A 26,649-nucleotide genomic window follows, 5' to 3' on the forward strand; every position below is an offset into this window, starting at 1 on the left:
CGAAATTCTTGCCTTGTTACCCCCCCCGGTTTTCTTGCTTCAAAATAGCTTACTTAATTAAGCGAATTGGTATTGTTCCCAATTGTGTTAATACCACTATGCTGTTACGCTTTAGGCATTAAATTCACAATTGTTCTAAATTTCACTATTAAATATAGCTAGTGCTGTATGTTTGTCCAGTATTTTTGCTTTTAATACTCATCCTCCTCCCCCTCACCCATATCAGAACCAAATAGATCTCCCTGTATTTCTTGCTTTTTATGTTGCGTTTTATGTTGGTTTTTATCCAAGCTTTCAAGCATAGCTAACACTTTAGGTAGCTGGCTCTTGTCTTTTTCAATCGGGATACTAAGATAAGGCAATTTATCTTCTAGTGAATAATATACTCCTAGCTTAATTTCACCATTTGAATATTCAATAACCTCTAATCGCGTACTTTTAGCGCCGATTAAATCTTTGATTTTTATATTTAGTAAATCTTTCGGTGAAAAGCGAAAGATTGAGTTAACATTATCTTTTTTGTTATCAATCTTTGATACAGTAAAAGGGTGGACAAATTTATAAGGTTCTGTGAATACAGCGATCGCAGCTTTTTTATCACTTAAATACAATAATGCATCATTCGCTTTTTTAATGACCCCATATTCTTTAAAACAATGTCTAAGTTCTGCTTTAAATTCATAAAAATCTAGTTCAACGAACCTCAAAGTTTCTGTTTTTTCAGGGGTTTTTGTGTAAAACTCGTTAAGCCCTGTCAAAGTGGAGGTTACCGAGCTCTCATCTGTTTTAAAGGTGAGCAACTCCCCTTGTTGGACCATCTCAATTTTATCACCGTTTATAGTTTTGCAAAAATCAAACAACTTATAAGTAATTTCTTGGGTCATAACTATAGAAACAGGTAACTTTATGTCTTTTGGTAAATATTTTTTTTCTACTTTACCATCACGTTGCACACGAATATGTTGTTTATCACTATCTAGCTCAATAAACTGATAGGGCATATGCCCAGTCGATTCAAAAATAGCACGTTCAATAACTGTTTTGGAGACGGTTGTGGTTGGGAGCTGTTTGTTATCTTTAAGGTAAGTTAAATGCTCCTTAGATGCATCGCTGCATTTACATCGGCGTAATGTTGCCTCATTGTCTTTGAGATCAGTTTGAATCAACTCTATAAAAGAAGAGTCTGCTGACGAAGCTTGAAAATTTAATTCAATGTCTTGCTCTGATGTAAAATAGTGAGGAAGCTGCTTGGCGTAACTACCATCAATAGAAAACTGTTTATCTTTTAAGTTAGTAGAGCCTTTATCAAGTATGAACACACAATGCGCAAACAGCGGTTTTTGCCCGGTGACTAACGTTAAAGAGCGCTCTTTTTTGTTTATTAATACGGTTGCTAGGCTGTCAGAATAACTAGTATCAATATGTATAGTTGTGTTTTTAAGTAGTTGTTTTTTCTCTTTAGGAATAATAATTTTCATTGTTTGGCCTCATGATATTGAAATGATTGGATAAAACTTTGTACAAATTTGAGCACATTAGATGGAAGCGTTTTTTTGGGGATTAAATAAATAGTCAATTGCGTTTTTCCTCTAAGGTGTTTAGCTATTTGAATAACTTCGTTTTTTTGAACAAACAATGTTTTAAGCAACATTACTTGTCGTTCACTGTTGATTTTTCGATTAACTGAAAGAGTAAATTTAATATTTAGCCACCCCCAGTCAGCCTGTCTAAACACAGAGCTAAACGCGCGTGCATTCTTGCTGTTGCAGGCAAGCGTGATTTGTAATGACTGCTTATCATCAGAAAGTACAACGGGAGGTAAGTTGTTTAGCGCTGTGTGCTGCTTTTTACTGATCGGTTGGATATGATGCTTATTGCCATTACCCCAAATAAAACTTAGTGCATATAGGTCAAGCGTTTTACTCTTTAACATAGCTTTAAATATGAAACCGAGTAACGAGTGTTCGCTGTTATGAATTGACTTTTGCCAATCTAAATTGTGGTCAACTGTCAAAGGCGTATGTTTTGATTGAATAGCTTTACCAAATACGGCCTCTCTAAGTTTACAATCGCGCAGCATGATTGGCTGACTACGTTTTTGCCCCAGATTTTTGTTGGCGTACTCAGGGCTGAGCTTAAGTAATATGCGAGAAAGATCATTAGAGTCAGGTTTTAAGTCAAGCAAATAGCGCAGCTCGCTGTGTGTGTATTCACGTCCTGTATACGGTGAATGAGTACGGCTAATGATAGGCAGTAGCCAATCTATGTCATGCAAGTATGACCAGCGTGTAGTGCCATAATAAATATGACCAATTTGTTTCCCCATTTCATCCAAAAATGCAGCATCATTAACTTCGTCAACCTCTCGCCCTTCAAACCAATAATTAAAGCGAGTAGCCACCGACGTACTCGATAGCACCTCTTGCTCAAGGGTTGTTTTTCCTCGTTGTTCATCGGATGTATCATTTAAGCAATGCAGAGTTTGCAGCATAAATAGATGCACGCCACTGTGGCGAAGGTGGTGAAAATTTAGATGTGTACCAAACAAAAATCGTAAAGCACGTGACACAGGTAATAAATAATAAAGCTGCCGTGAATGATACATTTCACCTTTAAATCCCAACAAAGGCTGCTCACGATCTATGTTCCTTTTTTTTATCTTAAATAAAGATTTAAATAACGGGTGATACTGCTTAGGAAGTGTAGTGTATACCTTGCGTGTAGTATTGCTTTTAGTGTTGCCTTCAGGGGTGTTTGTTACGATAATCGTTATAAGGCCAGTACTTGGTTTAAAGCGAATATCTTTACGACGTAATCTAAGGACTTCACCACGGCGCAGCATAGCGTAAAAACCGAGCAAAGCAGCAACGATACAAAACAAACTGCGAAATGGGTGGTTTGATTCACTTTCTATCAGTGTTTTTATCAATAAATCACATTCATCAACGCCCAAGCGAGCAGGGCTCACTGATGGTGGTATTAGCGGGCTACTAAATAGGGATAAATCGAGCGTATCTGTTTGTTCTTGGTGCTTTAAAAATCGTAAAAAATTATAAAATGTTACCTTTACTATATCGGAGTCTATTGAATCATAAACAGCCTCAGCCCACTTATTAACGGCTTCTTCGTTAATTGCATCAGCATAAGATAAAGGGAAGAGTTCAAGCTTACTTTTTAGTGAGGTGTAATTTTTAATTGAATCTAAGGCAAGATTTGCTTTTTTAACCCCACCGAACACGATTAACTGTTTAGTATAATTAAACAGCAATCGCGGTAAAATATTAGCTGCATCCCATGAAGGGGGCTCTACAGCATTCGGATTTTCTGAATGCTTGAGTAGTATTTCATGAGGCCAATGAATTTTAGTTCTTGATTTTTTTAGTGAGTCAAACCACTTGGTATCCCAGTCAATAGCATAAATATCTTCCGCTTTTATTGTGGATGGGTTAATGTCACAAGGTATACCGACATGGCGCTCAGGATAGGCTAGATCTTTTATAAAAATAGGCGGTAGTTTAAAGCGTGTGTACCAGCTTATTTGAAAACGTCTTGGCCACTCACCTTGTTTAACCCCAGACAATCCTCTCTCTTCTAACCACTGAGCTAAGTGATTATATAACCTCGTTACTGTTATCTTTTCAGGGTATTGTGCATAATAATCACGCAATAGTCGGTAGCATATTATTGGAAGATGGTAATGCGTTACTTGTGGCTTATCAGTACCACATTCAAAATGAGTTATAGCAAGACGTGGATTGGATACTTCATCCGTGATTGAATTAGTGTTATTTAAGATTGCACAAATATGCACTAACGATAAAGGCGCGATTTCAAACCCTATCATTAGTGCAGTAAAGCACGGTGTTAATGGCGGCCTTGTAGTAAAAAAAAGTACTTTACGTTGTTGATAGCGGGTAAAAATTTGCTGTGCATGCGCAGTACCTTTTGTAAGGTCATCAAAGTACTCGTGATCTGCATCTATTATCTTTTCTTCTATTTTTTCAGGCAGTTGCCACTGACATTCATTTCCTAAATAGAAAAGAACGCCATCAAGTGCCTTTCGATAGACTCGTTGATTCCCTGTCGGAATGGTATCGATCTTTTTATTGATTATGCTTAGCTCACTATGATCTAAACTAGGCGTTTGTGTACTCACCACAGGCAGATTATTTAATATCCATAAGATAGCCTCTTGTGCTGTACTGTGTGGCCAAGTATGCACTAAGTAGTCATTTATTTTATTGGCCTGCTTTTCTATAAACTGCTTAGACATGAATTAACGCCTCCAAACCAATGCGCTGCGATAGCACATTTAAATAGTCCTTCATCAAAGCAAAACGTCTTGGCGATAATATGTCACTTCCGAGGCGCTCCCCCAGATTTTCATGGCCCATGAGACGATCAATATCGTTATCAAACAGCTTGTCTGAAAACATATGACTATTAGCGCAATGACAATAAAAGTGACGCAAATGATAAGGCACCACACCAGGCCATAGTGTATGCATGAATAAGCGAAGCTCACGACATGTGAGAGCTATCGGTATATTTTTTTCATTACATGTATACCAGAGCTCATCTAATTCAGTATGAATGTTAAGTTGCGAACGAATAACTGTTTGAAGTGATAAGTAGTGCTTAATTTCCTGCTGCAAGTAATCACAGAGTATCAGTTGTCTAAGAACACCTTTGTCTTTAATAAAGGTAATATCAGATCCTGAATAATAATCTGATAAAATACTGATACTATGTGTAGGTCTTGCGCCGGTAAGAACAATAAACAGTAATGCAATACGATAGGTTGCTTTATTATAGTAATCGCGCAACGCTGCATGATTGGCTGACGACGATTTTTGGCTTGAGCATTTTACATAAATACTCTCTTTGGCATCTTCAACCTCTTTTTGAAGTGACTGAAAAAACAGACTCACATTTTTATCATCCAACGAACGGCGGCTTCCTAACATAATTGCAGGAGTACATACTTTGCTTTCTCCATTCTGCGAGGTGTCAAGTTCAAACTGTTTTATAATACCCGGTATTGATAAATATTTGGCTTTTTCATGGCTGTCTTTGATTAGACTTACTGAATAGCTTTTTAGATAAACCACAAAATATGAATTAATTTTGGCGTTTCTTGCTGCAGCTATAAGCCGTGATAGATAGCGGTTATGCGCATCAAATATTTTTCTGCGGACGCGATCACTACTTTGTTGCTGATAATACCTAGCGCTCCTATGATGAGTTTGTTGATCTGCAATAAGTTGTACTCTTACAATTGCACCCAACGTATTATCTGCCTGAGCGCATTTTATAAAGTAATTTTGCAGGCTGTCTTTACGTACACGGGGTTGGCTCTGTAATTTATGAGGTGTTTTCCAAGCCTTAGACATTAACTCGAACAAGATTGTTTTAGCTTTTTGAGTTAAAAAAGGAAGATCGTAGGTTTTTTCGCTAATAAACGTTTGAAAAAACTGATTTAGGTAAGTAGGTATAGGCTGCCACAGATACGTAGTTTTATTTTTATCTTTGCATGCACGGGCATATTCTGTCCACGATACAGTGCTGTCATAGTAGTTACGAAATGCATATTGACGACAGGGGCTAGCGCCTGAAATTCTTATAAAATCAGGAATATCATCTGGTTTATCAATAATACGCCAGTCCTCTGTTAGCCACATAAATAGTGCAACAACGGTTATTGCAGGACGTGTTTTAACGTCTACTTTCGCTAATTTAGCCAACAAAATAGCGAGCGTTGTTGCATATGGCAGCGCATCTGGATAACAGCCACCAGCATTTTTTAAACGGTTACTTCTTGCAATATGTTTCGATATGCTCATGTTTAGCCTCCCACTACCGAAAAATAGAAGGTGAGGTATTAGCTAAGTTTGCCAATATCGTTTTTTTAGGGGCGTGTATACCGTGCTCTTTAAAACAACTAAGCCGGCGCTGAATATTAGTACTGAAACCGTTTTTTAAATAAAGCGTGACAGCATAGTTATATAGCAAGGTAACGCTTAGCACGTGCTCAATAGCATCTGTTGGGTAAACGTATAGTTTTAAGGAGAGCTTTTTACTCAAAGGGTGGGCCTTAAAGCGCTCTAGTATTCCGCTAGGTGCAAGTGTCAGGTAGCAATCATCATCAGTACTAAGCGCCACTGGAAGTGGGTTTAAATCTAATAACGTTTGTATTACCTCAATGGGTAACTCGCCAATGCATTGGTTTACTTTTAGCTGCGTCACATCATTTTTTGTAAGCGTAACAAGTAGCGGATGGATCTTTAATTTCGCATTGTCAAAAGGGATTGATTTTTGTTTATAGCGCATAGTCTTTATCTCATTTCCTTAAAGTCATCGCACTTGAAAATATTCAAAATAGTGCTGGTAGAGCTATCGAGTATATTGCTCGTTTTTGCGCTGTCTATTTTTAGTGCAAATAAATTACTAGCAAATAGAGTGAAAGCTCATGAAAATGTATTGTCTTTGGCTCTTTTTTGATGTTAATAATATTTAAAATCAATGGCTTGATTTTTCTCTGTAGTGGGTGAACTCTATTTTAAGAAGTCTATTTAATCTATAAGCAGTATGAAAATTCAGCATTTATGAAAGTAAACAGCGAATAAAGAGTTGATAAAGAAGCGTAAACTGGGGTAATCCCCCCGAAAAATAAATATACCCTCAGCGTAAATGTGTGACGCCGCATAGATATCAAAGGGGAGTAAAATACAAGTAAGTGACATTACGCTAATCTTTAATGTGCTTAGCTTCTGATTATTTTATTGGTAATGAGGGGGGAATTGGATATAACAGCTTCGATAACGCGTGATTTGAAATACCTTAATGGTGGTGCTTGGTTTTAACTACGAGAAATACTGATTTGAAGCATAATTTAAATCAGTAATCATAGAGAAACAGTGATCTGAAATACTATTTGGATCTAAAGTAGAGCCTTTCTTCCTTAAAATAGCCACTATTAGCACGAATATGGATAATTTTGGCGCCAAAAACTTCCAAGTAATGTGTAGCTTTTTCCTTGCGGTATAAAATGCTTTTATTTGATAAAGCACTTTTCTGACAAGACTCAGTAATAGTTAAATTGCTAGCTTGTTGCTACTTTATAATATTGCACCATCGCTCAAGGCTACGTGTTTTTCTCATAGCTACCTTCTAGTTGATATTCAGAAGTACCTTAATCGTTTTGACGCGTTATTAGCGGATGTACTTTGCTACACACTTACTGTTAATTGAAACACCAATGAAAGTATAGTAATATTCTTGGGAGTTGATGACACTTGTGTAGTGTAAGTCTTGAAACAATAGCAATGCACAGCCTATGTTCTGACCCATATTGATGGGATGGTAAGTCATAGATATTTAGATATTTAGATCTTGTTAAGTAAAACGCTTAAGTTAGATACAGAACAGTCTCGCTTGTTACCTAAACTTTAACAAGGTATTTAAATGTCAACTTTAAAAAGTAGCAATAGAATTGCTTTTTAAACCCTTAACTACCCCTTAGATAAAAAAGAAAACCGTTCAATTAATGTAGCCAACAGCATGCTTTATCAGATAAAGAAGTTAGGGATTACAATTAAAGACGAGAAATTCTTATTATCATTTACTAAGTCGCTTAATGAAGTAGAAAGAGACCCTTCAGCTCCTCACCTTTGTTTTGACCACGATCCACGACGTACTGCGCAATTTTTACAACGATTAAAGATCAATTTATCAGAGAGCGGGCAAAACTTCAGCCTATCAAAATTAGGCTACTTGTTAGCGCTAACACTAGGATTTGATAAGTATGATGGCCTGCTCAAGCAGCTAGATGCGTATCAATGTTTTATTAAAAAGCCGTGGTATATATACGGAAAAAAAATTACCAAACCTTTAATAAGGCATAATGGCAAAGATACTTATATATTTTTGCCCCTAATGTCCATTTCACCTTCATCTAGGTACATGACACAGGATATGTCAGTAAGCATAATTTTGGCTAGCGATCTAAAAACGATAGGATGTCCAATCATTTTTTCATATAGAAAAGAGTCCCATGGCTGTGAATTTCGAAGTTTCGGGACGACTCAAGAGGACGCTATGGCATGGCTGATCGTCCATGCTATACATCAACTTCAAGATGTTAGACTATGGAATGTTGAATTAAACTATCATCGAGCGACTGCGCGCTACGAGGCTGAAAAAGAAAAGTTTGAATAACGTGTGATTCAAAACGTTGATTTCTTAATTAAAATGTCCTCTTTAGTGGTGCAGAATATATTTATTAAGTACCAATATTAATGATAGAAAAGATCGGTCTTCAATGCGTCGGTCTTTTTATTTTCTATCTGTTTTTACTTTTTACCGCGTTATTCTATTAAGCGGTTACTCACCGTCAATACATCTTCATCTCAGAATTTTGTGAGGAAAAGTGTCTCATCTATCAAACGTCAATTAAGTTGACGCGGAATCGCCAAGTTAATTGATGCTAGATAGTGTGTTTAAAATGCTAACGTGCACTAATAAGCTCTTGTTTTATAATCATATTGTCAAATGTTTAGTATGTTGACACAGCATTATTGCTTACTTTTCGCTTAACCCACAGCTATCCATGAACTGACTAAAATGCACTTTGCAGTGATTATAAAATGTCTGAGTCAGCCTATTCATAGGGGCTGATGTAGAAGTAATAAAACCATAAACAATTTCTATTTCAGGCTTAAAAGGGATAAGTTTTAAGTCATCATTTTGAAACTGTTGAGCTATCAGCTTGTTTACAATCGAAATACCCACCCCATGTTTAGCCAATGTACAAGCCGTGGGTACAGTATGTGTTTCCACTCTTACTTTTAAGCGAACATTGCTTTGTAAAAATGCATGCTCAATTCTCCTACGCGAATGTCGTCCTTGTCCAAGTAATACTAGGCTTTCATCTCGTAAATCTTCAGGCTGAAGTTCTCGAGCACTAGCAAAAGGATGGCTACTCGATACCGCGCACACCAGATTACTACTAATTATAGGTTCACAAAGTAAATTATCATGATTTTCAGGAAGCTGTATAAAACCACAATCGAATGCTTTATTTGCAACTAACTCACAAGCCCTAGCAGGACTGTGACTATCTAAGTTAATTTTTACATTTGGGTGATCTTTTAAAAATGATGCAACGGCTTCGGCCAAAGGTCCCGCAACAAAACTGCTAGGAGCAACAATATTGAGATGGCCTACATGCGACTGATGGATATTTTTTGCTAGTTGTTCCACTCGGTACACACTTGCTAACGACGTTTCTACTTGCTTATGTAAGGCAACTGCTTCATCAGTAGGAAATAAACGTGCTTTCTCTCGATAAAATAAAGAAAAACCAACTTTACTTTCAAGCTGTGCAATAAGTCGACTAATACCTGGTTGAGTTAACCCTAATAATTTGGCAGCTCCTGTTGCAGAGCCTGTTTTTATTACCGCGTCAAATGCTTCCAAGCTGTTCAAAGTAATTTTTTGTTGGTTCTGTTGCATATCATTCATAACGAATTGTTATAGCCTAATGATTAAAAGGTATAATATTGCATACACTTTAGTAGATAGTAAAGTCTAGGTTAATAAAATGATAACCTAAACTTTTGGAGCTCAACCTATGGAACGTTTAATGTTTAAGCAATCCGTAATATCACTCGCCATTGCTACAGCATGCCTAACTGCGAGTCATACTGTATCAGCTGAAGACGTAACGGCAGAAAAAAGTGTCGAAAGAATCGCAGTAACTGGTTCGCGTATTAAACGCCAATCTGCGACAGCAAGTCCAATACAAAATATTGATTTAGAGACATTAAATGCTAATGGTTCGCTCTCATTAGGTGATGCATTGCAAGAACTTCCTTCAGTTGGCTCCAGCTTAAATGGTAATGGCTCAGCAGGCTCTAGTCACGGTTCATCTAGTTTAAATTTACGTAATTTAGGTGCTAACCGCTCCTTAGTGCTTGTTAACGGTCATCGCTGGGTGAATGGTGCGGGTTCACGCGGCTTTCGTGACTTCGTTGATATGAATACGATTCCTCAAGCCATTATTAAACGCGTAGAAGTACTTCAAGATGGTGCTACAGCAATTTATGGTGCAGACGCTATTGCCGGTGTAGTGAACCTGTATACCTATGATGACTATGAAGGGCTTGAAGTAAAAACTACCTATGGTGAAACAACTAAAAGCGATAGAGAAACGTTCAATATTGATATTTTATCTGGTGTCAATATTAACGATGCCAACTTAATGTTCGCTGCAAGCCATGTTGATCAAAAGCCTATTTATACACAAGATAGAAATATAACCGCAGTTCCATTAAATGGATTAACGTCAGCGACACCAGAAGGGCTTTTTTTCGAAGATAATTTAGCGACCGTAAACGGCCTTACTCCTTCCTCAGGAGGGATAACACGCGATCCTGGCAAGGACGGTAATAATATTGATAACTGGCGTAAAGTGAATAGCGATGATACCTATAATCGTTATTACAATAACTATGTAACAGGTCCTAGCGAGCGTTCTTCATTATATACACAATTGGTTATGCCAATAGGCTCAGTAAACTTTAAAGCTGAAGCGCTTTATAATTCACGTGAATCAGATCAACAGTTTTCACCCGCACTATCTCCGATCCGAGGAAGTCGCGGTTTTGTTATTGCTGATGACGCAAGGGTAAATCCTTTTGGGGTTGAGTTCTCTGGTAGCGACTTCAAACATAACGCTTTCTTTATGAATAATGGCTATCGAGTCAACGAGCAAAAAGTTGAAACAACACGATTTGCTATTAGATTAGACGGTGAACTGTCTAATGACTGGTCATGGGATAGCTTTGCATCATGGGCAAGCAATAAAGGCGAATTTACCTCTAATAACCAAATGAATTTAGATAAGCTAGCATTAGGCTTACGTGCATGTGATACGACAGGCATTGATGCCGATGTGACAGACTTAGTTTCAGGTTGTGTGCCAGTAAACATTTTTGCTCCACTGACCGACGACATGGTTAACTATATAAACTTTACTGGCCATGATAAAAATGAAGCTAGCCAACTAGACTTTACCGCAAATATTACCGGCTCTTTGTATGAACTACCCGCAGGCTATATTGGTGCAGCTTTTGGTATTGAATACCGTAAAGAAAAGGGCGAAGACACACCCGACAGTGTCATCAACTCAGATCCACATATTAACACTTATAGAACAACCACATCTTCACCTCGTGAAGGGACTACCGGTGAATACGACTTAAAAGAAGCTTATGCAGAGTTTAGCATTCCTCTTCTTGATGATAAGCCTCTCGCTGAATATTTAGAGCTGAGTTTAGCGGTACGTTACTCAGATTACAGTACGTTTGGTTCGACTACCAATAGCAAAGTTGGCTTACTTTATACACCCTTTGAGCAACTTACTTTACGAGCAAACTGGGCTGAAGGCTTCAGAGCGCCTTCAATTTTAGAACTTTTTGAAGGTGAACGCTTAACTTATAAAGCAGTTAATGATCCTTGCTCTACTGATAATAATTTAGCAGGTTGCAGCGGTGTGCCAACCGATTATTCGCAGCCATTTAGCAACGTACAAGTAACAACAGGCGGTAACCGTCAGTTAGTACCTGAAACTTCAAAGAACAAAACCGTAGGCTTGATTTACGAATCTAACCTTATTGAAAACCTAAGCTTTACTTTAGATTGGTATGAGATCGAAATAAATAACACTATAAGTGAGTTTGGTGCGCAAAATAACCTTGATTTATGTGCTTATCAAAACAAAAATTGCGACACCATTACGCGAGATAGTAGCGGTGAAATCATAGATATTTTAGATGGCCCGGTTAATCTTAATGCGACACGTGTTTCAGGCATTGATTTTGTCTCATATTACACGTTGCAAACAGACTTTGGTGACTGGTCGTTCAATGCAAATGTATCAAAATTAAACACTTTAACTGAATATTCGACCCTATCTGATGGCTCAATAGAGCAGGAAGATTTAGTAGGCACTGCAGCATCACGTGAATCTTACCCTGAATGGCGCGGTACTTTCTCAAGTACGTGGAAATATAATGGATGGACAGCTAATTATAACCTTCGTCATATCGACTCTACGACTGAGCAATTTCTAGGAGAGCCTCGCGGTATGGGCTCTGTGACCTATCACAATATCTCTGGTGGTTATCAGTTTGCAAACAACCTTAGTGTTAAATTAGGGGTTAATAACCTTGGCGATAAGCAGCCACCTGCTTCGTTAACTAATTTAAATATTAACTTTGATCAAAATACCTATAATCCAGTTGGACGTTATATGTATTTGCAACTCACTTACTCACTTTAATGAAAGTCGTTAAGCCTGCTTTTGGGCAGGCTATGTTTATATAACTAGGAGATAAATTTATGAAGTCGGCTTTCAGTTTGTTAACCCCAATTGAGTCAGAAGAAATACCCTTAGTGTTCGATTCACCACACAGCGGAATTCATTGTCCCGATGATTTTAATGCACAGGTACCCTTAGAGTTTATAAAGTCGGGGTGGGATGCCTTTATAGATGATATTTGGCAACCCATTACTGAAAAGGGAGGTTACTTATTGCATGCAAATTTCTCACGTATGTATATAGATCCAAATCGTGCGCCAGATGATATTGATCCCGCATTATTAGATGAGTCATGGGATCGATGTAAACCAACTAAATACAGCGACCGTGGCATGGGCTTAATTCGTCGTTACGCCTTACCCGGAAAAGCCATGTATGATAGAAAGTTAACGCGAGAAGAAGTAACCCATCGTATTGATCATTACTATTCGCCATACCATACCCAACTGCAGACTTTATTAGATGATTTATACACTCGACACCAAGGTGTATGGCATGTTGATTGTCACTCTATGAAGTCAGTAGGGAATGGCATGAACATCGATGCAGGTATAGCACGTCCTGATATAATTTTAGGTGATAAAGATGGCCAATCAGCAGACCCTGAATTTGTAAATGTGATTGCTCAAGCATTCACTCATAAAGGTTATAAAGTGGTAAAAAATACACCCTATAAAGGCGGGTATTTGGTGAGTAATTACGGTAATGTCGCTGCAAATCGCCACTCTGTACAAATCGAAGTAAATCGTGCTTTATATATGAATGAGAAAAAATTCGAAAAAAATGAAAATTATGAGCAATTTAAGCGTGATACCTCCTTTGTGGCTCAACAATTAGCTGCTTATGTGTCTGCTCAAGTAGGTAAATAATAATGAGCGAAAATAATTATAGTAATGAAAAGAAGGGCTTGAACCCTATTATCATACTGTTAGGTATCTTGTTTTTAGCTACGCTACTTACTTATATTGTTGACTCTGGAGTATATGAAAGAGACGGCAATATGGTAGTTGCCAACAGTTATAATATTATTGACAAAGATAAGTCGTTATCAAACCTATTTAATTATCAAGATGCGGATTTAGTAAAAGCCGAACCGGTGAGTATTATTGGTACATTTATGGCGATCCCTTCAGGCCTTGAACAAGGCTCAGGGTTAATATTTATGGTACTTATCATTGGTGGTATGTTTGGTATTCTTACAAAGGCGGGTACGATAGATGCAGGGCTTGAAAGGTTACTGAGCTTAGTACAGGGTAATATTTATGTGCTCGTTATTCTGCTCATGATCGTATTCTCCGCAGGCAGTACGTTTTTAGGTTTAGCATCTGAATATTTACTTATAATCCCACTCATGGTTGGCATGGCCAACCGATTAGGGTTACCTAATATTATAGGCTTCGCTATTGTATGTGTGGCAGTAAAGGCAGGGTATTTGTCATCGGTGACAAACCCATTGCCTTTAACTATTGCTCAACCTCTACTCGGGCTACAGATTTTCAGTGGTGCAGGAGTAAGGTTTTTATTTTATCTAGCATTTTTAGCTGTCGGTATTGGCTTTGTGCTTTTTATGATCAAGCGTCAAGGCTTTAAAAATGAGCAAGTCCATTTCCATAGCGAAAAACTATCAACACGCCATGTCATCATATTACTTACTCTTACCAGTGGTATTGCTTTATTAGTTTATGCATCAACACAATGGTATTGGAAACACCACGCATTAAGCGCCTATTATATTGCACTTAGTATGGTGCTTGCTGCTATTTCAGGTCTCAGTGCAAACCAAGCTGCGCAAGCGTTTGTAGACGGAATGAAAAAAGTGTTGCTTGCTAGCATACTCATTGGCGTAGCAACTGCAGTTGCTGTGGTGCTAAAGCAAGGCATGGTTTTAGATTCAATTGTACATTTTTTAATGTCATTTATAGGTGAAGGTAATGCTTACTTCGCTGCGACAGGCATGTTTGTATCACAATTAATGCTAGATTTTCTAATTCCTTCAACGTCGGGGCAAGCAGCCGTAAGCATGCCTATTTTAGGGCCAATTGGTAATTTAGCAGGCGTATCTGAGCAAACAACGATAGTCGCATTTTTGTTTGGTAATGGTATAACCAATATTCTTACCCCTACATCAGGCACTTTATTAGCCTACCTAGCCACCGCACGAGTTGGATGGGGCGAATGGGCTAAATTCATTTTTCCACTTTGGCTAATTTATATCGTGCTTGCTATTGTATTATTGCAAGTGTCGGTGTTCATCAACTTTTAAAATAACACGCGCTAAACATTCAACTATTTTTTGATAATGGTTGAATGTTTAGTTCAATGAACGTGTGATTTATTAGTTGGTAAGCTGTTTAAATCCATGTTGTAATAGCCTAAAAATCAAATCTACAATTTTATCTAAATCTTCCTCAACAAAAGATTCGTAACTCACCTTTACTAACATATAAATACTACACAATAACGTACTTAGTTTTGTGACAGCTAATACACAGCATTGTTATTTTTGTAATTACAGAAGCTGACTTAGGTAATAAGTCACCAGTGTCAAACGAAAGATTTGCTATTGTTGAAGCATTCGATGTCATGAATCCAACTGTACCAATGCCGTTTTCAGCAGAGCCGACTGCTACAATAGTATTAACAGTGAGTTGAGCTTTAGAATTCATAATAGTCATCCTCAACATGCCTTTATAGTATTTCAAAAACAAAACACTAACAGACACGTAAAAAAGTGACCGACAAATTCCCTTGGTAATTAAGATACGACAAAGTCGCCTGGTGTTAACAAGATTCTCTTAACAGGACTCAATCAAATCTGACAGTTGCATATTCTCTCCAGCTTTGATCACCCAATTGCATTAACTTTGATCGCTTATTCTCATTAAGCTTTGATCACTAAAATCACTTAGTAGCTTCAGGCGTCAACCGCATTATCATGATAATATGGTTGCTGAATTTTTTTGCCACGATTAAAAAGCGAATAATTAAGTGTAAGAGATACCCACACGATAAGATGCGAAAGCTGGGAAGCCCAAGCCAGCCTCAAAAACTAAATATTCTGTCGACGCTTGCTGTAAAAAGTATACTGATATATCCTAATCATGCTCCAAGATGTCAAATAAAAGTTAACTACATGTTTTTATTTAGGGGGTGTTTCATTATTGATAAAAGGGAATATTTATGGAATGTACTAAAATTACTTTCGTGTCAACTTGCTTAGCTTATAGTCTTCTAGTCACTTCGGCCAACGCACAGACCAATCAACAAGCTTATAGTGAAGAGTTTTATTCATCTTCACCAACTATTCAAAAACAACAATTCAGTAAACAAAACCAAGTTCAGGCAGAGGCACAGGAAGGTATAATTACCTTTTCAGAGTTTGCTGCAAACACCTACATAACAGACCAATATGCTGAAAAAGGAATTATTTTCTCTGGAGATACACCATTTATCACTTCAGATAGTGCTAACCCAACTACTCCGGTGTTATCGGGCTATCCAAGATTTAATGGTGCCATTGAGGGGCATTTTGTCGACCCGGCGGATCCAAGTAGAACCTTAACAGTAAATACGTTTGCCCTTGATGCAGGTTATTTTGATGACCTCAGCTCAACGGCTATTTCTTGGTATAACGAAAATGGCGAGCTTCTAGGTAAGCGTTTTGATTCCATCTATGGTATTGAGCGTTTTGAAATTAGTGGTGAGAACATTGCTAGCTTCCGTATTGCAATAGAAACAGAAGAGCGCGCCGGTTTTGCTATTGACAATGTCTGGTTCAACCAAGCGCAATCTCTTTTTAATTTTGAGTTTGAAACCGATAAAGTTTATCAAAAACGTGGCGCCAAGGTTTCAAATACCTTTACTGTTTATTTTCGTGATCTAGTTGCTAAAAGTGGTGGTGCATTAGAGGATATTTGTTCTCAGCACAGCTTTATCGTTCAAGATAGTAACCAGCAGTTACCAGGGGAATGTTCAGTTGACGCTGCTAAGAAGGCTTTTAAAGTAGACTTCACCCTGAATAATGCACCTTATGTACTTAAAGATGCCAGCATGTCTATTTGTTTAGCTGAGCAGTGTGAAGTTATAAAGGATTTAAACAATTTGAGTGTTTATGGTACTTCATTTAATGTTGACCAACATGGTTATGCCTTTAAAAATGGTGGTTGGAGTGATGCCATGTTAGCTGACGGAGGCATTGCTTGCTGGGTGTTAGGAAACTGTTCATTCGAGCAACTTGCAGTGCATGGTACCTTACTTAATGTTGCTGATGGTATCACGCCTATTTTACCTGAACATCGTAGAGATGAAGCCTATGAAATTGTCGGTAAATATGACGGCATTGATAAAAGTGTTCGAGAAAATCGCAGTTTCGGCGGAGTATGTTATGGATTAGCCACTTCAGCGGCGAGTAACTTTAATAACAGCGCACAAGCATCAGCTTGGGGTAGCTCAATTGTTGAGGGTAGCTCTGCGCAAACAATTACCGCACTCTATAATGACCATTGGCAATACCGTGAAACGCAAACACCAAAACCGTTACCTAAAGACGTGAGTCAATATGTTGCAACGAACAATAATGATATTGTGCAAAGTATGGCGCAAATTGCTTATTACTTTGTTACCCAAGGCGCATACTCGGGGAGCGGAGCAAATAGTGGCGCCGGTAGTGCCAGTTTCTCACGTTTTAGCAATGTTGAGCAGCTAAGTAGCTATTATGCTAAACACTTCACTAATGATAAAGCATCCCCACTGGTGTTCTATTTCACTGTAAAAGGTGGTCATGCCATCGTGGCAACCCAACTAATTAAATATAACAACACTACCGTACTTGTAACGCATGATAATAACTTTCCAAGCAGTTATAGCCAATTAGAATTTACTGGCGATGCGTTAAGCACTATCCCGCATTTTGTCGTTGACTTCAAAAAAACAGGCACAGTGCAAAACCAATACGGTGATTTTGTGGCGTACAACCCGTATGCTAACAGTGGTTCAATGACCAGATTTGCTAGTATTACTAATGATGAGTTACAGCTTCATAGCACTGCACAAGAAGCACAAAATGCATTTTATTTGAATGCTAGTAAGGAAGGTGTTACTGAGCAAAACGTGAAAGGAAATAGTAATAAAGCGGCTATTACTATGAACTCTTTAGTTCATACGCAAGTCGTCGTGCAGGGGGCTCGTATTGTTTCGGTGAAAAACAAGCAAACTGACGAACCAGCTCGTTTAATGCCTTTATCTGAGCAAATGGCGCAAGATGTAAGCTATGTCAGTAGCTCACTTATGTCTGAAAAGCTTTACTTGTCTCGCGCAAGTGAGTTTGAAGTAGAAATTGAACGTTATAAGCAATTCCCCAATGCTAGAGTCTTTGTAAAACGCACAACAGAAAGTGGCACGCTAGAAGTCATAAACTACGAAGAAATAACTAGCGATGAGCGTTTTGTTATTAAAGTTAATAGTGATGTGCGCGTAGTTATCGACAATACCATTGTTGAGCCCACATATAGTGGTGAAACCGCTGTGGCCGTTCAGGCTATTAGCTATTTGCAAGCCAGCTCAAACGGTAGCGATGTTCAACTTACATGGACATTACCTAACTTGCCAAATATTGCTGAAGTGATCACTGTAAGAAGCACAGATGATTTCCCTGTAAGTCCAAATGATGGCCTGAAGATTTGTGGTGAAGTTGCTAACGAATGTAATGATACTTCGGCATCTAGAGATACGATTTACTACTATAGTGTTTTTGTCATAACAGACGATGATCAAATCAGCACTGCTGAAAGTGTGGTAATTAATACACACCAAGCAAGCCTTATTGGATTTATTTCTGCTAACAGCCATGCAGTAGCTAATGTAGATTTATCACTATTCACGGCTGAAGGTATACAGGTTGATTTAATTAACACCACTTTAAGCGATCTTGCCGGGCGATTTGCCTTTAACGGTTTGCCTTTAGGTTTATATCGTTTAGACGTTTCAGGCGAAAATGTTGAAGCTCAATCTTTTGATATTACAATCGATAGTAAGCAAGTAATGTTTGATGTCGTCGCTGACATAGTACCAAGCATTTTAATCAACACTGAAAACGTTGTCTTTAATGGTGAAAACTTAAGAGTTTCTTGGGATGTTGCAGGACTAGACCAAAATGATGAGCTAAATGTCAAACTAGTTCATGCTACTGGTCAATTAAATCTTGCAACTGAATTGGCTGCTCAAGCTGGTCAGATAATTTGGCCTGTCGATATTGCCGAGCAAACGGTAACAGTAGTGGTTGAGTTAACTAATGACGAAACTGTTAATGCGAGTGCACAAGTTGTTGTTATTCAAAAGAACAGAGCGCCCGTAGTCAACATAGCAATTCCAGATCAGGAAGCACAATCGGGTCTTGCGTATAGCTTTACCTTTGATGCGCAAACTTTTACTGATGCTGATGAAGGCGATGAGCTGACTTATTCTGCAACATTAGAAGATGGTACAGAGTTGCCAAGCTGGTTGAGTTTTGAAGCAGACACTAGAACTTTTTCAGGTACGCCTGGTGATGCACATATTGGTACGGTAACTATTGCCGTATCTGTTACCGATGGTGAAATTTCACAGCCTGTAACAGAACAATTTAGCATTAATGTAGTGGCTGCACCTGTTGTTGAAAAACCCGTTGAAGACTCTAGTGATAATGATAGTGGTAGCTTAGGCTGGTTCAGTTTAATTTTAATTGTATTCGCTTTTACCCGCAGATTAGTTAACCGATGATCTAAATACGGTTATCACTGTTATATAACGATTTCTGTCACGTTCTGAAATAGGTGACAGTTTTAATGAAAGGCTTGGGGCGAAAGTTCCAAGCCTTTTTTATGCACTTGATTAGGTGTTTTGTAAACGTTTAACTGACGAAATAAAGGGGCAAATCGCTGGGAGAAAATAAAACAACGCATCAATAAATTATACGGTAAAACCTTAAAGCAAAAACTCCATTTTGAGCACAAAATTTCACGACAGATAACTAGGGCGTGTTGATCTTTTCGGTATGAAAAACAAACAGTATGAAGATAAGGTATAATTGAATTCGCCAGAAAACTTTACACCGAACCTACATGCCAAGATTAATGTTAACAGACGGGACATGGAATGTCTTATCAAAAGTAATGTACTTAAGTGGTCGAATTTATAATAAGCCCGACCATAGAAAAACGCTCGAAGGCATACTGTATAAGATGCGCACAGGTATTCCATGGCGAGATTTACCTTCTGATTTTGGCAGTTGGAGTGCTATCTACAGACGATTTAATTTATGGTCCAAAAAAGGGATTTTGAATTGACTGTTTCGCGTATTATCTCGTGATGCAGACATGGATTGGGTCTTCATTGATGGCAGTATTGTTAGGGCTCATCAACATAGTTGTGGTGAAAGAACCGCTGACAATGAATCAATTGGAAAGAGCCGAGGTGGAAACGCTACGAAAATTCATCTTGCAGTCGATAGCGGAGGGTTGCCTGTTTATTATGAATTATCCTGTGGAAATACGCATGATATCGTCCATGCAGAGTCACTCGTAGCTAATTGCCCAACAAGTAATATTGTCATCGCACATAAAGGCTACGACAGTGAAAAACTGAGAGCGTTTGTTCGTGATAATAACGCTACACCCGCTATTCCACGTAAGGGCAACAGTTTAGTAGGCAATGAAGATATTGACTGGTGCATGTACAAATATCGGCACTTGGTTGAGAATACATTTGGCCGTATTAAGCAATAATATAGAGGGATAGCCACACGGTATGAAAAGCTTGAACGAAATTATCATTCAATGCTCGCTTTAGCATTTACTATGATGTGGCTACCAATGTGGGCTGATTAATATATGTACTACAAAGATCAACAGACCCTAAAAATACGAATACAGATGTTTACTTTTGTGGCCCGAGTAGTCCGTGGCAAAGGGGAACAAATGAAAATACAAATCGCCTATTAAGGTAGTACTTCCGCAAAAAGACAAGTCTACATGGCTTTGACCAAAGTTATTTAGATAAAGTCGCTAATAAACTAAATAATCGACCAAGAAGGATATTAAACTATTTAACTCCTAATGATATGATTAAAAACCATGTTGCACTGAGCACTTGATATCACCACCACCTCTTTTAATATTTTGATGCGCTCAGACTGGCTTTGAATAAGCTGTTCTTGCTCTGCTAACTGAGCACGAAGCAATTCAATTTCAGTCAGATTTTCAGAAGAGGAAGTCACAATGCAAATAGTCTTTAAGACCTTGTTTTAACTGTGCTTATTGTATCAAAGTAGGTGGTTTTTTTGCTAAAAAACCAACTCAAATTGCAATTTTTTATGGGGTTTCATCAGGTTAATATCATAGCCATCGAGTAACCAATTAAGTTGTTGCCCCGTTAAGTTCACCAGCTCATCAGGACGCTTGGGCCACTTAAATTTATCCTCAGCTAACGCTTTGTAATACAGTACAAAGCCATTATTTTCCCAGAATACGCATTTGATTTTGTTACGCTGTTTATTGGTGAACGCATACAGCTCACCACTAAACGGGTTGTGGCCAAATTCTTGCTTCAATCAAAGTGCTTAAGCCGCGATGAGACTTGCGAATATCAATCGGCTCACAATATAAATACACGCGCGGTAAATGGGCAGCAGGTCGCATTGTTGGTTGCATCAGCGCAGGTACTCCGGTACTCCAACAATTGCGCCGCAACCGCAGCGTTCATTGCATCGATGCCACCCAGTACAATGCCGTTAGGTAAGGTGATACAAAGCGATGATGCGCTCTCAGACGTTGTTGCCAACTGAGCCACAGCAAATTCTGTTACCAGCAATGCAAAAATGATCCACTTCCAATAACTAAATTGATTTTTGTCGAGCTCGTGAGCACGGCAATAGTGTGCTTGCGAGTCGCCGGTTTGTTGCCATGCATCGATATGATGCTGCCAATGTTGAGTATGTGACATATTGAAACTTCGATAAGTAATGACTGACGTCATTATCAAGGCTCAGATTAAATTTGGAATAACGCGGAGTAATGAGCGCTTACTAATGTTTAATTATAGTCATCAATATAATAGCCGTTTATCTACCAGAGCACTTTATTCAGTATTTTCGGTTGACTCAGGGTTAAATGCTAAAGATAATGCGAATTGTTATCATTACTTTAATTTTTAAGGGAAATATAGACAAATGAGCTTTAACGAAAAACACTACCTGCAGAACACTACATCGAAATACGCATCAACTCCCTGTTTTAATAAATACCAAAATCGATACACTTTAGCTTTAGCTGTCACAGCCGCTCTTTATGGACAAGCGCTTGCAGCGCAAGAAACTAAAGATATACATAAAGACAACCAAGGTATGGAAATTATCGAGGTGAAAAACTCACCTTTTTCAAGTCAAAACCCTACTAGAATACCACTGTCAGCCAAAGAGCTACCACAGTCTGTTACGAGTATTTCGCGCGAACTGATGGATTTAAGCGGCATTACTGACATAAACGATATAATGCTAAATGTACCAGGCGTGAATGTCACAAAATATGACAGTCAACGTCCACTTTACTTTGCTCGAGGCTTTCAAATTACCGACTTCCAAGTAGATGGCATTCCAACTTATAGTGGCTCAACCAATCAAGAATACGACACCTCACTCTATCAACAAGTCGAAGTGATCCGTGGTGCCAATGGCCTATTAAATGGTGTTGGTTCACCTTCGGCCACGGTTAATATGATACGAAAACGCCCAAAGCAAGAGTTCGACGCGTCTATATCTGCAGGCATTGGCTCATGGGATCGACGCCGTGGTGTTGCTGATATTTCTTTACCCCTAACCGCAGATGGCAGCGTTAGAAGTCGCCTAGTCGTTGCTTATCAAGATTCTGATAGTTATCTTGAGCGTTATCAAGAAGACAAGTTAGCTATGATGGGCATTATTGAAGCCGACATAACCCAAAACACAACAGTATCGCTGGGTTATCAAAACCAAGATAATAATCCTGTTGGCAGTACATGGGGTACCATCCCAATTTTTGCCAGTGATGGTAACGAAGCAAACTTACCCGTTACTACCAGCTATGCGCCTAAGTGGACAAAATGGCAGCGAGAATCATCGACTGTATTTGCTGATATAAACCACCACTTCAATGACTATTGGCAACTACGTGCTGCACTAAACCACACCGAGGGTGAGGTTGAAAGTTTACGTGTTTATGCTTCTGGTCTTCCTGATCGAGACACTGGCGAAGGGGTATTCTTGCGAGGTGCAGTAGGCTCCACTGAGGACACTCGTGACAGCCTAGATTTATACCTGACAGGCAGTTATAACCTATTTGAGCGCGAACATGAACTTATGTTCGGTCTCAACATTAGTCAACATGAATCAACAAGTTTAGGTTACTCTTCGCTATCTGACTGGTCTTATAATATACCAAATGCATGGGATTATAATGGTGAGGCTCCGAAACCCAGCTATGAAACCACAGGGGCATACAGAACAAGCAAAACTGATCAATATGGTTTTTATGCAGCAACACGCTTTCGGGTAACCGACACTTTATCTTTTGTCGGTGGCGCACGGGTTACCTCTTGGGAAACAGGCACCGACAATTATGATACAGACTCTGCATATACCAATACGACTGGTGACTATAAAGTAAGTAACGAAATTACGCCTTATGTAGGTATTGTTTATGATCTGACACCAGCAACCAGCCTTTATACAAGCTACACAGATATTTTTACACCACAAAACTACAAGGATAAAAATAATAACTTGCTTGCACCAGTACTCGGTAGCAACTTAGAAGTAGGTATTAAGAGTGAATTTTATGATGGTCAACTTATGGCAACCTTTGCCATATTTAATACCAAACAAGATAATTACGGTGTACGAGATCTAACCCAACCAGATTATTCATTGCCAGACGGAAGTTCTGCTTATAAAGGTGTTGATGGCACTGAAAGTAAAGGGGTTGAAATTAGTTTAAGTGGCCGTATCAGCAATGAATGGCTGATAAATGCTGGATACACCTATGTTGACACTACTCGAAATGAAAACGACCGCATTTGGACTAACTTGCCAGAACACTCAGTTCAACTCTCAACGCATTATCAATTCACGGGTACACTAGAAAATTTAAATATTGGTGGTGGCGTTAATTGGCAAAGTGAAATCACTGGGTATGGTGTAAATCACCCGCTAGAAAGTGAAGGAGTAACTTACCAACAGGGTGCTTACATGTTGGTTAATTTATACGCTAACTGGCGCTTTAATAGCTCATGGAATGCAACACTAAGTGCAACAAATATAACTGACGAAAAATATTGGGCTAATATTGATTTTGCCAACTACGGTGAGCCTCAAAATATCGACTTTACAATTAAATGGACGTATTAACTCAATAAACCATAATAAATACCACGCGATTTTATAATCGCGTGGTATCAAATAACTAGGGGCTGTTGATCTTTGTAATACATATATCAATCAGCTCATATTGGTAGCCACATTATAGTAAATGCTAAAGCGAGAGGTGGGTGATGATGATTTTACCGACCTAATGCCGTGGAATGTGCAGCTAGACTTCGATTATAACGGAGCGCACTGCTTAAATGCGCGCTACATACCTATCGACTTCACCCCCATTTTGGGCGTTTTTTAGCGCGTCGAGCGCTGAGTATTCACTTTTACATCAATATTTTACTGGTTGAATAACAATAAAATCGCAGGCTTGAGAGCGCCAAACCGACTCACTGGTTGTTATTTTAACGCGTAAATCAGCCTTAAATTAGGTAAAGAATTGCCTTACCATATAATAAAAAAGTGTATTTTTTCACTTTTTCATCTCAGCTTTTTAGCTGCTAACACCCTATAAAATTTCCATATTGAGACACAGTGAATCCTTTTTTATGGGCATTAATTGATACGTTGGTATATTAAAAAGTGAATTTTTACACTTTTTTATCTCAGACTTTTGCTGTGCTAGCGTGTCGTAAATGGCCATATTGAGACACTTTTCACTTGCATTTTTCACGATTAAAACTGTCTCAAATGTTAAAAATTAGACGTTTTTCTGTCTCATTTAAAAAGCTAAATCGCGCGCAAGGCCTTGCTGTATAAGGGTTTGAGGGTAGAGTGGTGTTTTCTTCTAATAGTAGGAACTATTGGATGAGGTTTTTATTTAAATTTCAATGGTTTACGTGGTTTTAGCCGTGTTTAATGATTGTTTAAAGTAAAGTGGTTTATAGTTAAACCTCTGATTTAAATTGGTTTAATTTTAAATGAAGGCCAAATTCAGGCCTCTATTTAAAAAACAACCTATAAAGAGTTTATATAGTTAGTAAATATGAACAGGACAGCTCGTCCTAAGTCCATGTTGTTAGGTAATAGAGCTCAGTGTGCTTCTTTGCATTGGCCGTTATCAATAGAAAAAATGAGTAACCGGTAGCACAGGGCTGAAGCGCAGCACTTTGCTCTTTATGTTAAACAGCTAATGAGCCCTGCTTCAATAAATCCATAAAATCATTAGTGGATTTAATTTTAAGATCTATTTTCATGAAGTCAGCCATATCATAAACAGAGCTATTAACATTACTCTTGTTATCAATTGCCTTTTCCATATTCTCAGTGATGCTTCGAAATTTTAATCTATCTTGTGCTAACTTTTCTATTGATGCAGTTTCGAAAGCATCCGTGTTTTCTTTAATTTGCTGGATACGCATATCAAATACCTCGCTAACGCGCTTAGTACGTATCTCATCTTTTACAGAGAACAGATCTAACTTGTCTAAGCCCCAGACAACAATTGTTGAGGCAACGCCACTTAATAATGCCAAAGCAATATCTTTAATAAAGTTATTAGGCATTGCTGACATAATCGTAGATTCAAAGTGGAAAACAACAAAGGTAACTACCGTTGATGCAAATAACTTTAAAATAGCATCAGCTTTTTGTGCAGCTGACATTTCTTTAGAGGGTGCATTTAGAATTTTAATTGCTCCTACTAATGCAGCAAACCCTTCAGAAATAATTTTCATTAGTGATTTGAATAGCCCAGTAACTAATCCTAAAATACCCTCAATAAGTACTTTAAAAAAGTTATTGAAGAAGTCTTTAGCGCCTTGTATTAATGTAGGGAGCACCTTAGCTTTCACATATTGGGTGATTCTGTTAAGTCTAAATTTTAGTCCCTCGAGTATTGAGTTTTCTCCCACACCTTTATCAAAGCCAAATTTAATCGCATCATTTAATTCATAAAAAAGGGGTTTAATAAACAAAATAACAGCATGACCGATAGCTTGATATCCTGTTTGTTCGCCTGCTTGTAACCCTGACTTTTCCAGTACTGCGGTTTTATTGTTTTTTACAGTATTCAATGCTGCTTCTTGGGATTTTTTGAAGTTAGCTTCCGTTGCTTTTTTCTCTAATTTAATGCCCTTTTCTAAACTTCCTTTTGGAAATTTATCATTAATACCATCTAAGTCTTTTTGTTCTGAGGTGGTTATTTCCCCAGTCGATTTTTTCTTCTCTAATACTGTTTTTTTGTATTTTATCTGTGAAAAAGTACCAGCGCCTTTTGAGGTATTTTGAGATGTACTTATTGAAGCAAGGTTTGCATCATGATTGACAATATCTTTCATATCATTTTTAGTTAAAAATACATTATTACCAAACTTTTCATGATAAGCGTGCGCAGATTCGAGGTGATCTGTATTTACGTCCTTGTGCGGAGATACCTCTTTAGCATTACGTTGTAACTTTCGGCCATCTATTTCGCTCGTTATCGAACCATCAGCATTCGTATTATTTTCTTTATGTTTTTTTAGTTTATGAGCTTGAACATTTCCTCTTTTATTTGCTTCAGTTTGGCGTAAAGCTTCTAGCTGGTGCTTACTCGATAGTGTGGGTATATCTGCTGTAGTCGTGTCTTCATACTTAAACTCCTTGATATCTTTCCACACCCTTGAAGCAGTCAAACCTGTTTTATTAAGCTTTAGGTCTTTATGGGTAATAATACTATCTAATAAACTTATCCCCAGTGGGCTAACTAATTCATCTATAACATTATCTTTATTTTCAAACTCTTCATAAATACTATTTAGTACTTCCAATGATGATTGTTGATCATGTAACTCCATATCAATCAATGTTTTACTTACCTGTAAAGGGGAAGAGCCTTCTAACCTTCCCATCACTGACTCTGTAGTCAGTGATGGTTGACTATATTTGTTTGACTGCGCCATTTAAGACT

15 protein-coding genes and 1 pseudogene are annotated in these 26,649 nt (G+C 38.2%); 7 read left to right on the forward strand and 9 right to left on the reverse strand.

Features of this window, described 5'->3' with window-relative positions; all coding sequences use genetic code 11:
- Positions 1 to 191: 191 nt before the first annotated feature.
- The 4 genes from H5079_RS10710 to H5079_RS10725 are packed head-to-tail and all read right to left on the reverse strand — an operon-like array spanning position 192 to position 6,330.
- The gene (locus H5079_RS10710; RefSeq protein ID WP_182684068.1) at positions 192 to 1,478 is read right to left on the reverse strand and encodes a hypothetical protein; all 1,287 of its coding nucleotides are present in this window, start codon (positions 1,476 to 1,478) and stop codon (positions 192 to 194) included.
- The gene (locus tag H5079_RS10715) at positions 1,475 to 4,273 is read right to left on the reverse strand and encodes a site-specific integrase (protein ID WP_182684069.1); all 2,799 of its coding nucleotides are present in this window, start codon (positions 4,271 to 4,273) and stop codon (positions 1,475 to 1,477) included. Before H5079_RS10715 ends, H5079_RS10710 begins: the two co-directional genes overlap by 4 nt.
- Positions 4,266 to 5,843 (reverse strand): hypothetical protein, encoded by a 1,578-nt coding sequence (locus tag H5079_RS10720; protein ID WP_182684070.1) that lies wholly within the window; start codon positions 5,841 to 5,843, stop codon positions 4,266 to 4,268. Before H5079_RS10720 ends, H5079_RS10715 begins: the two co-directional genes overlap by 8 nt.
- Positions 5,844 to 5,856: 13 nt before the next feature.
- A complete protein-coding gene (locus H5079_RS10725; RefSeq protein WP_182684071.1) occupies positions 5,857 to 6,330 on the reverse strand; it encodes a hypothetical protein in 474 nt (157 codons plus the stop codon).
- Positions 6,331 to 7,560: 1,230 nt separating this feature from the next.
- On the opposite strand from H5079_RS10725, the gene H5079_RS10730 reads away from it, so the two are divergent.
- Entirely contained in the window at positions 7,561 to 8,217 is a 657-nt protein-coding gene (locus tag H5079_RS10730; RefSeq protein WP_182684072.1) for a hypothetical protein, read from the forward strand.
- 363 nt (positions 8,218 to 8,580) lie between these two features.
- Here H5079_RS10730 and H5079_RS10735 read toward each other — a convergent pair whose 3' ends face one another.
- Positions 8,581 to 9,513 (reverse strand): LysR family transcriptional regulator, encoded by a 933-nt coding sequence (locus H5079_RS10735; RefSeq protein ID WP_011327138.1) that lies wholly within the window; start codon positions 9,511 to 9,513, stop codon positions 8,581 to 8,583.
- A gap of 130 nt (positions 9,514 to 9,643) precedes the next feature.
- On the opposite strand from H5079_RS10735, the gene H5079_RS10740 reads away from it, so the two are divergent.
- From H5079_RS10740 to H5079_RS10750, 3 genes are read left to right on the forward strand one after another with little or no spacing between them, the layout of a single operon-like run.
- Positions 9,644 to 12,343: a TonB-dependent receptor domain-containing protein gene (locus H5079_RS10740; RefSeq protein ID WP_259398061.1), complete on the forward strand. Its 2,700-nt coding sequence runs from the start codon at positions 9,644 to 9,646 to the stop codon at positions 12,341 to 12,343.
- 59 nt (positions 12,344 to 12,402) lie between these two features.
- The gene (locus tag H5079_RS10745; RefSeq protein ID WP_011327140.1) at positions 12,403 to 13,251 is read left to right on the forward strand and encodes an N-formylglutamate amidohydrolase; all 849 of its coding nucleotides are present in this window, start codon (positions 12,403 to 12,405) and stop codon (positions 13,249 to 13,251) included.
- Between the two features lie 2 nt (positions 13,252 to 13,253).
- Positions 13,254 to 14,645 (forward strand): YfcC family protein, encoded by a 1,392-nt coding sequence (locus tag H5079_RS10750; protein ID WP_182684074.1) that lies wholly within the window; start codon positions 13,254 to 13,256, stop codon positions 14,643 to 14,645.
- A 187-nt stretch (positions 14,646 to 14,832) separates the two neighbouring features.
- Here H5079_RS10750 and H5079_RS10755 read toward each other — a convergent pair whose 3' ends face one another.
- Positions 14,833 to 15,048: a hypothetical protein gene (locus H5079_RS10755; protein WP_182684075.1), complete on the reverse strand. Its 216-nt coding sequence runs from the start codon at positions 15,046 to 15,048 to the stop codon at positions 14,833 to 14,835.
- Between the two features lie 514 nt (positions 15,049 to 15,562).
- Between H5079_RS10755 and H5079_RS10760 the strand changes: the two genes are divergently transcribed.
- Both H5079_RS10760 and H5079_RS10765 read left to right on the forward strand, forming a co-directional pair.
- Positions 15,563 to 19,138 carry a putative Ig domain-containing protein gene (locus tag H5079_RS10760; RefSeq protein ID WP_182684076.1) on the forward strand — a complete coding sequence of 1,192 codons (3,576 nt, stop codon included), beginning with the start codon at positions 15,563 to 15,565 and terminating at the stop codon, positions 19,136 to 19,138.
- Between the two features lie 341 nt (positions 19,139 to 19,479).
- Positions 19,480 to 20,244, forward strand: a pseudogene (locus tag H5079_RS10765) (IS5 family transposase).
- 455 nt (positions 20,245 to 20,699) lie between these two features.
- Here the strand turns inward: H5079_RS10765 and tnpB are convergent.
- Together tnpB and tnpA are read right to left on the reverse strand one after the other, a co-directional pair.
- Positions 20,700 to 20,966, reverse strand: a complete 267-nt coding sequence (tnpB, locus tag H5079_RS10770; protein WP_179808183.1) for an IS66 family insertion sequence element accessory protein TnpB — start codon at positions 20,964 to 20,966, stop codon at positions 20,700 to 20,702.
- Positions 20,967 to 21,010: 44 nt separating this feature from the next.
- Positions 21,011 to 21,358: an IS66 family insertion sequence element accessory protein TnpA gene (tnpA, locus tag H5079_RS10775; RefSeq protein ID WP_182684077.1), complete on the reverse strand. Its 348-nt coding sequence runs from the start codon at positions 21,356 to 21,358 to the stop codon at positions 21,011 to 21,013.
- A 226-nt stretch (positions 21,359 to 21,584) separates the two neighbouring features.
- Between tnpA and H5079_RS10780 the strand changes: the two genes are divergently transcribed.
- The gene (locus tag H5079_RS10780) at positions 21,585 to 23,795 is read left to right on the forward strand and encodes a TonB-dependent siderophore receptor (RefSeq protein ID WP_182684078.1); all 2,211 of its coding nucleotides are present in this window, start codon (positions 21,585 to 21,587) and stop codon (positions 23,793 to 23,795) included.
- A gap of 1,085 nt (positions 23,796 to 24,880) precedes the next feature.
- Here the strand turns inward: H5079_RS10780 and H5079_RS10785 are convergent.
- Positions 24,881 to 26,641, reverse strand: coding sequence for a hypothetical protein (locus tag H5079_RS10785; RefSeq protein ID WP_182684079.1), 1,761 nt, complete (start codon positions 26,639 to 26,641; stop codon positions 24,881 to 24,883).
- Positions 26,642 to 26,649 lie beyond the last annotated feature (8 nt).

It is taken from the genome of Pseudoalteromonas sp. SG44-5 (assembly GCF_014164175.1).
GTDB classification, from domain to species: domain Bacteria; phylum Pseudomonadota; class Gammaproteobacteria; order Enterobacterales; family Alteromonadaceae; genus Pseudoalteromonas; species Pseudoalteromonas nigrifaciens.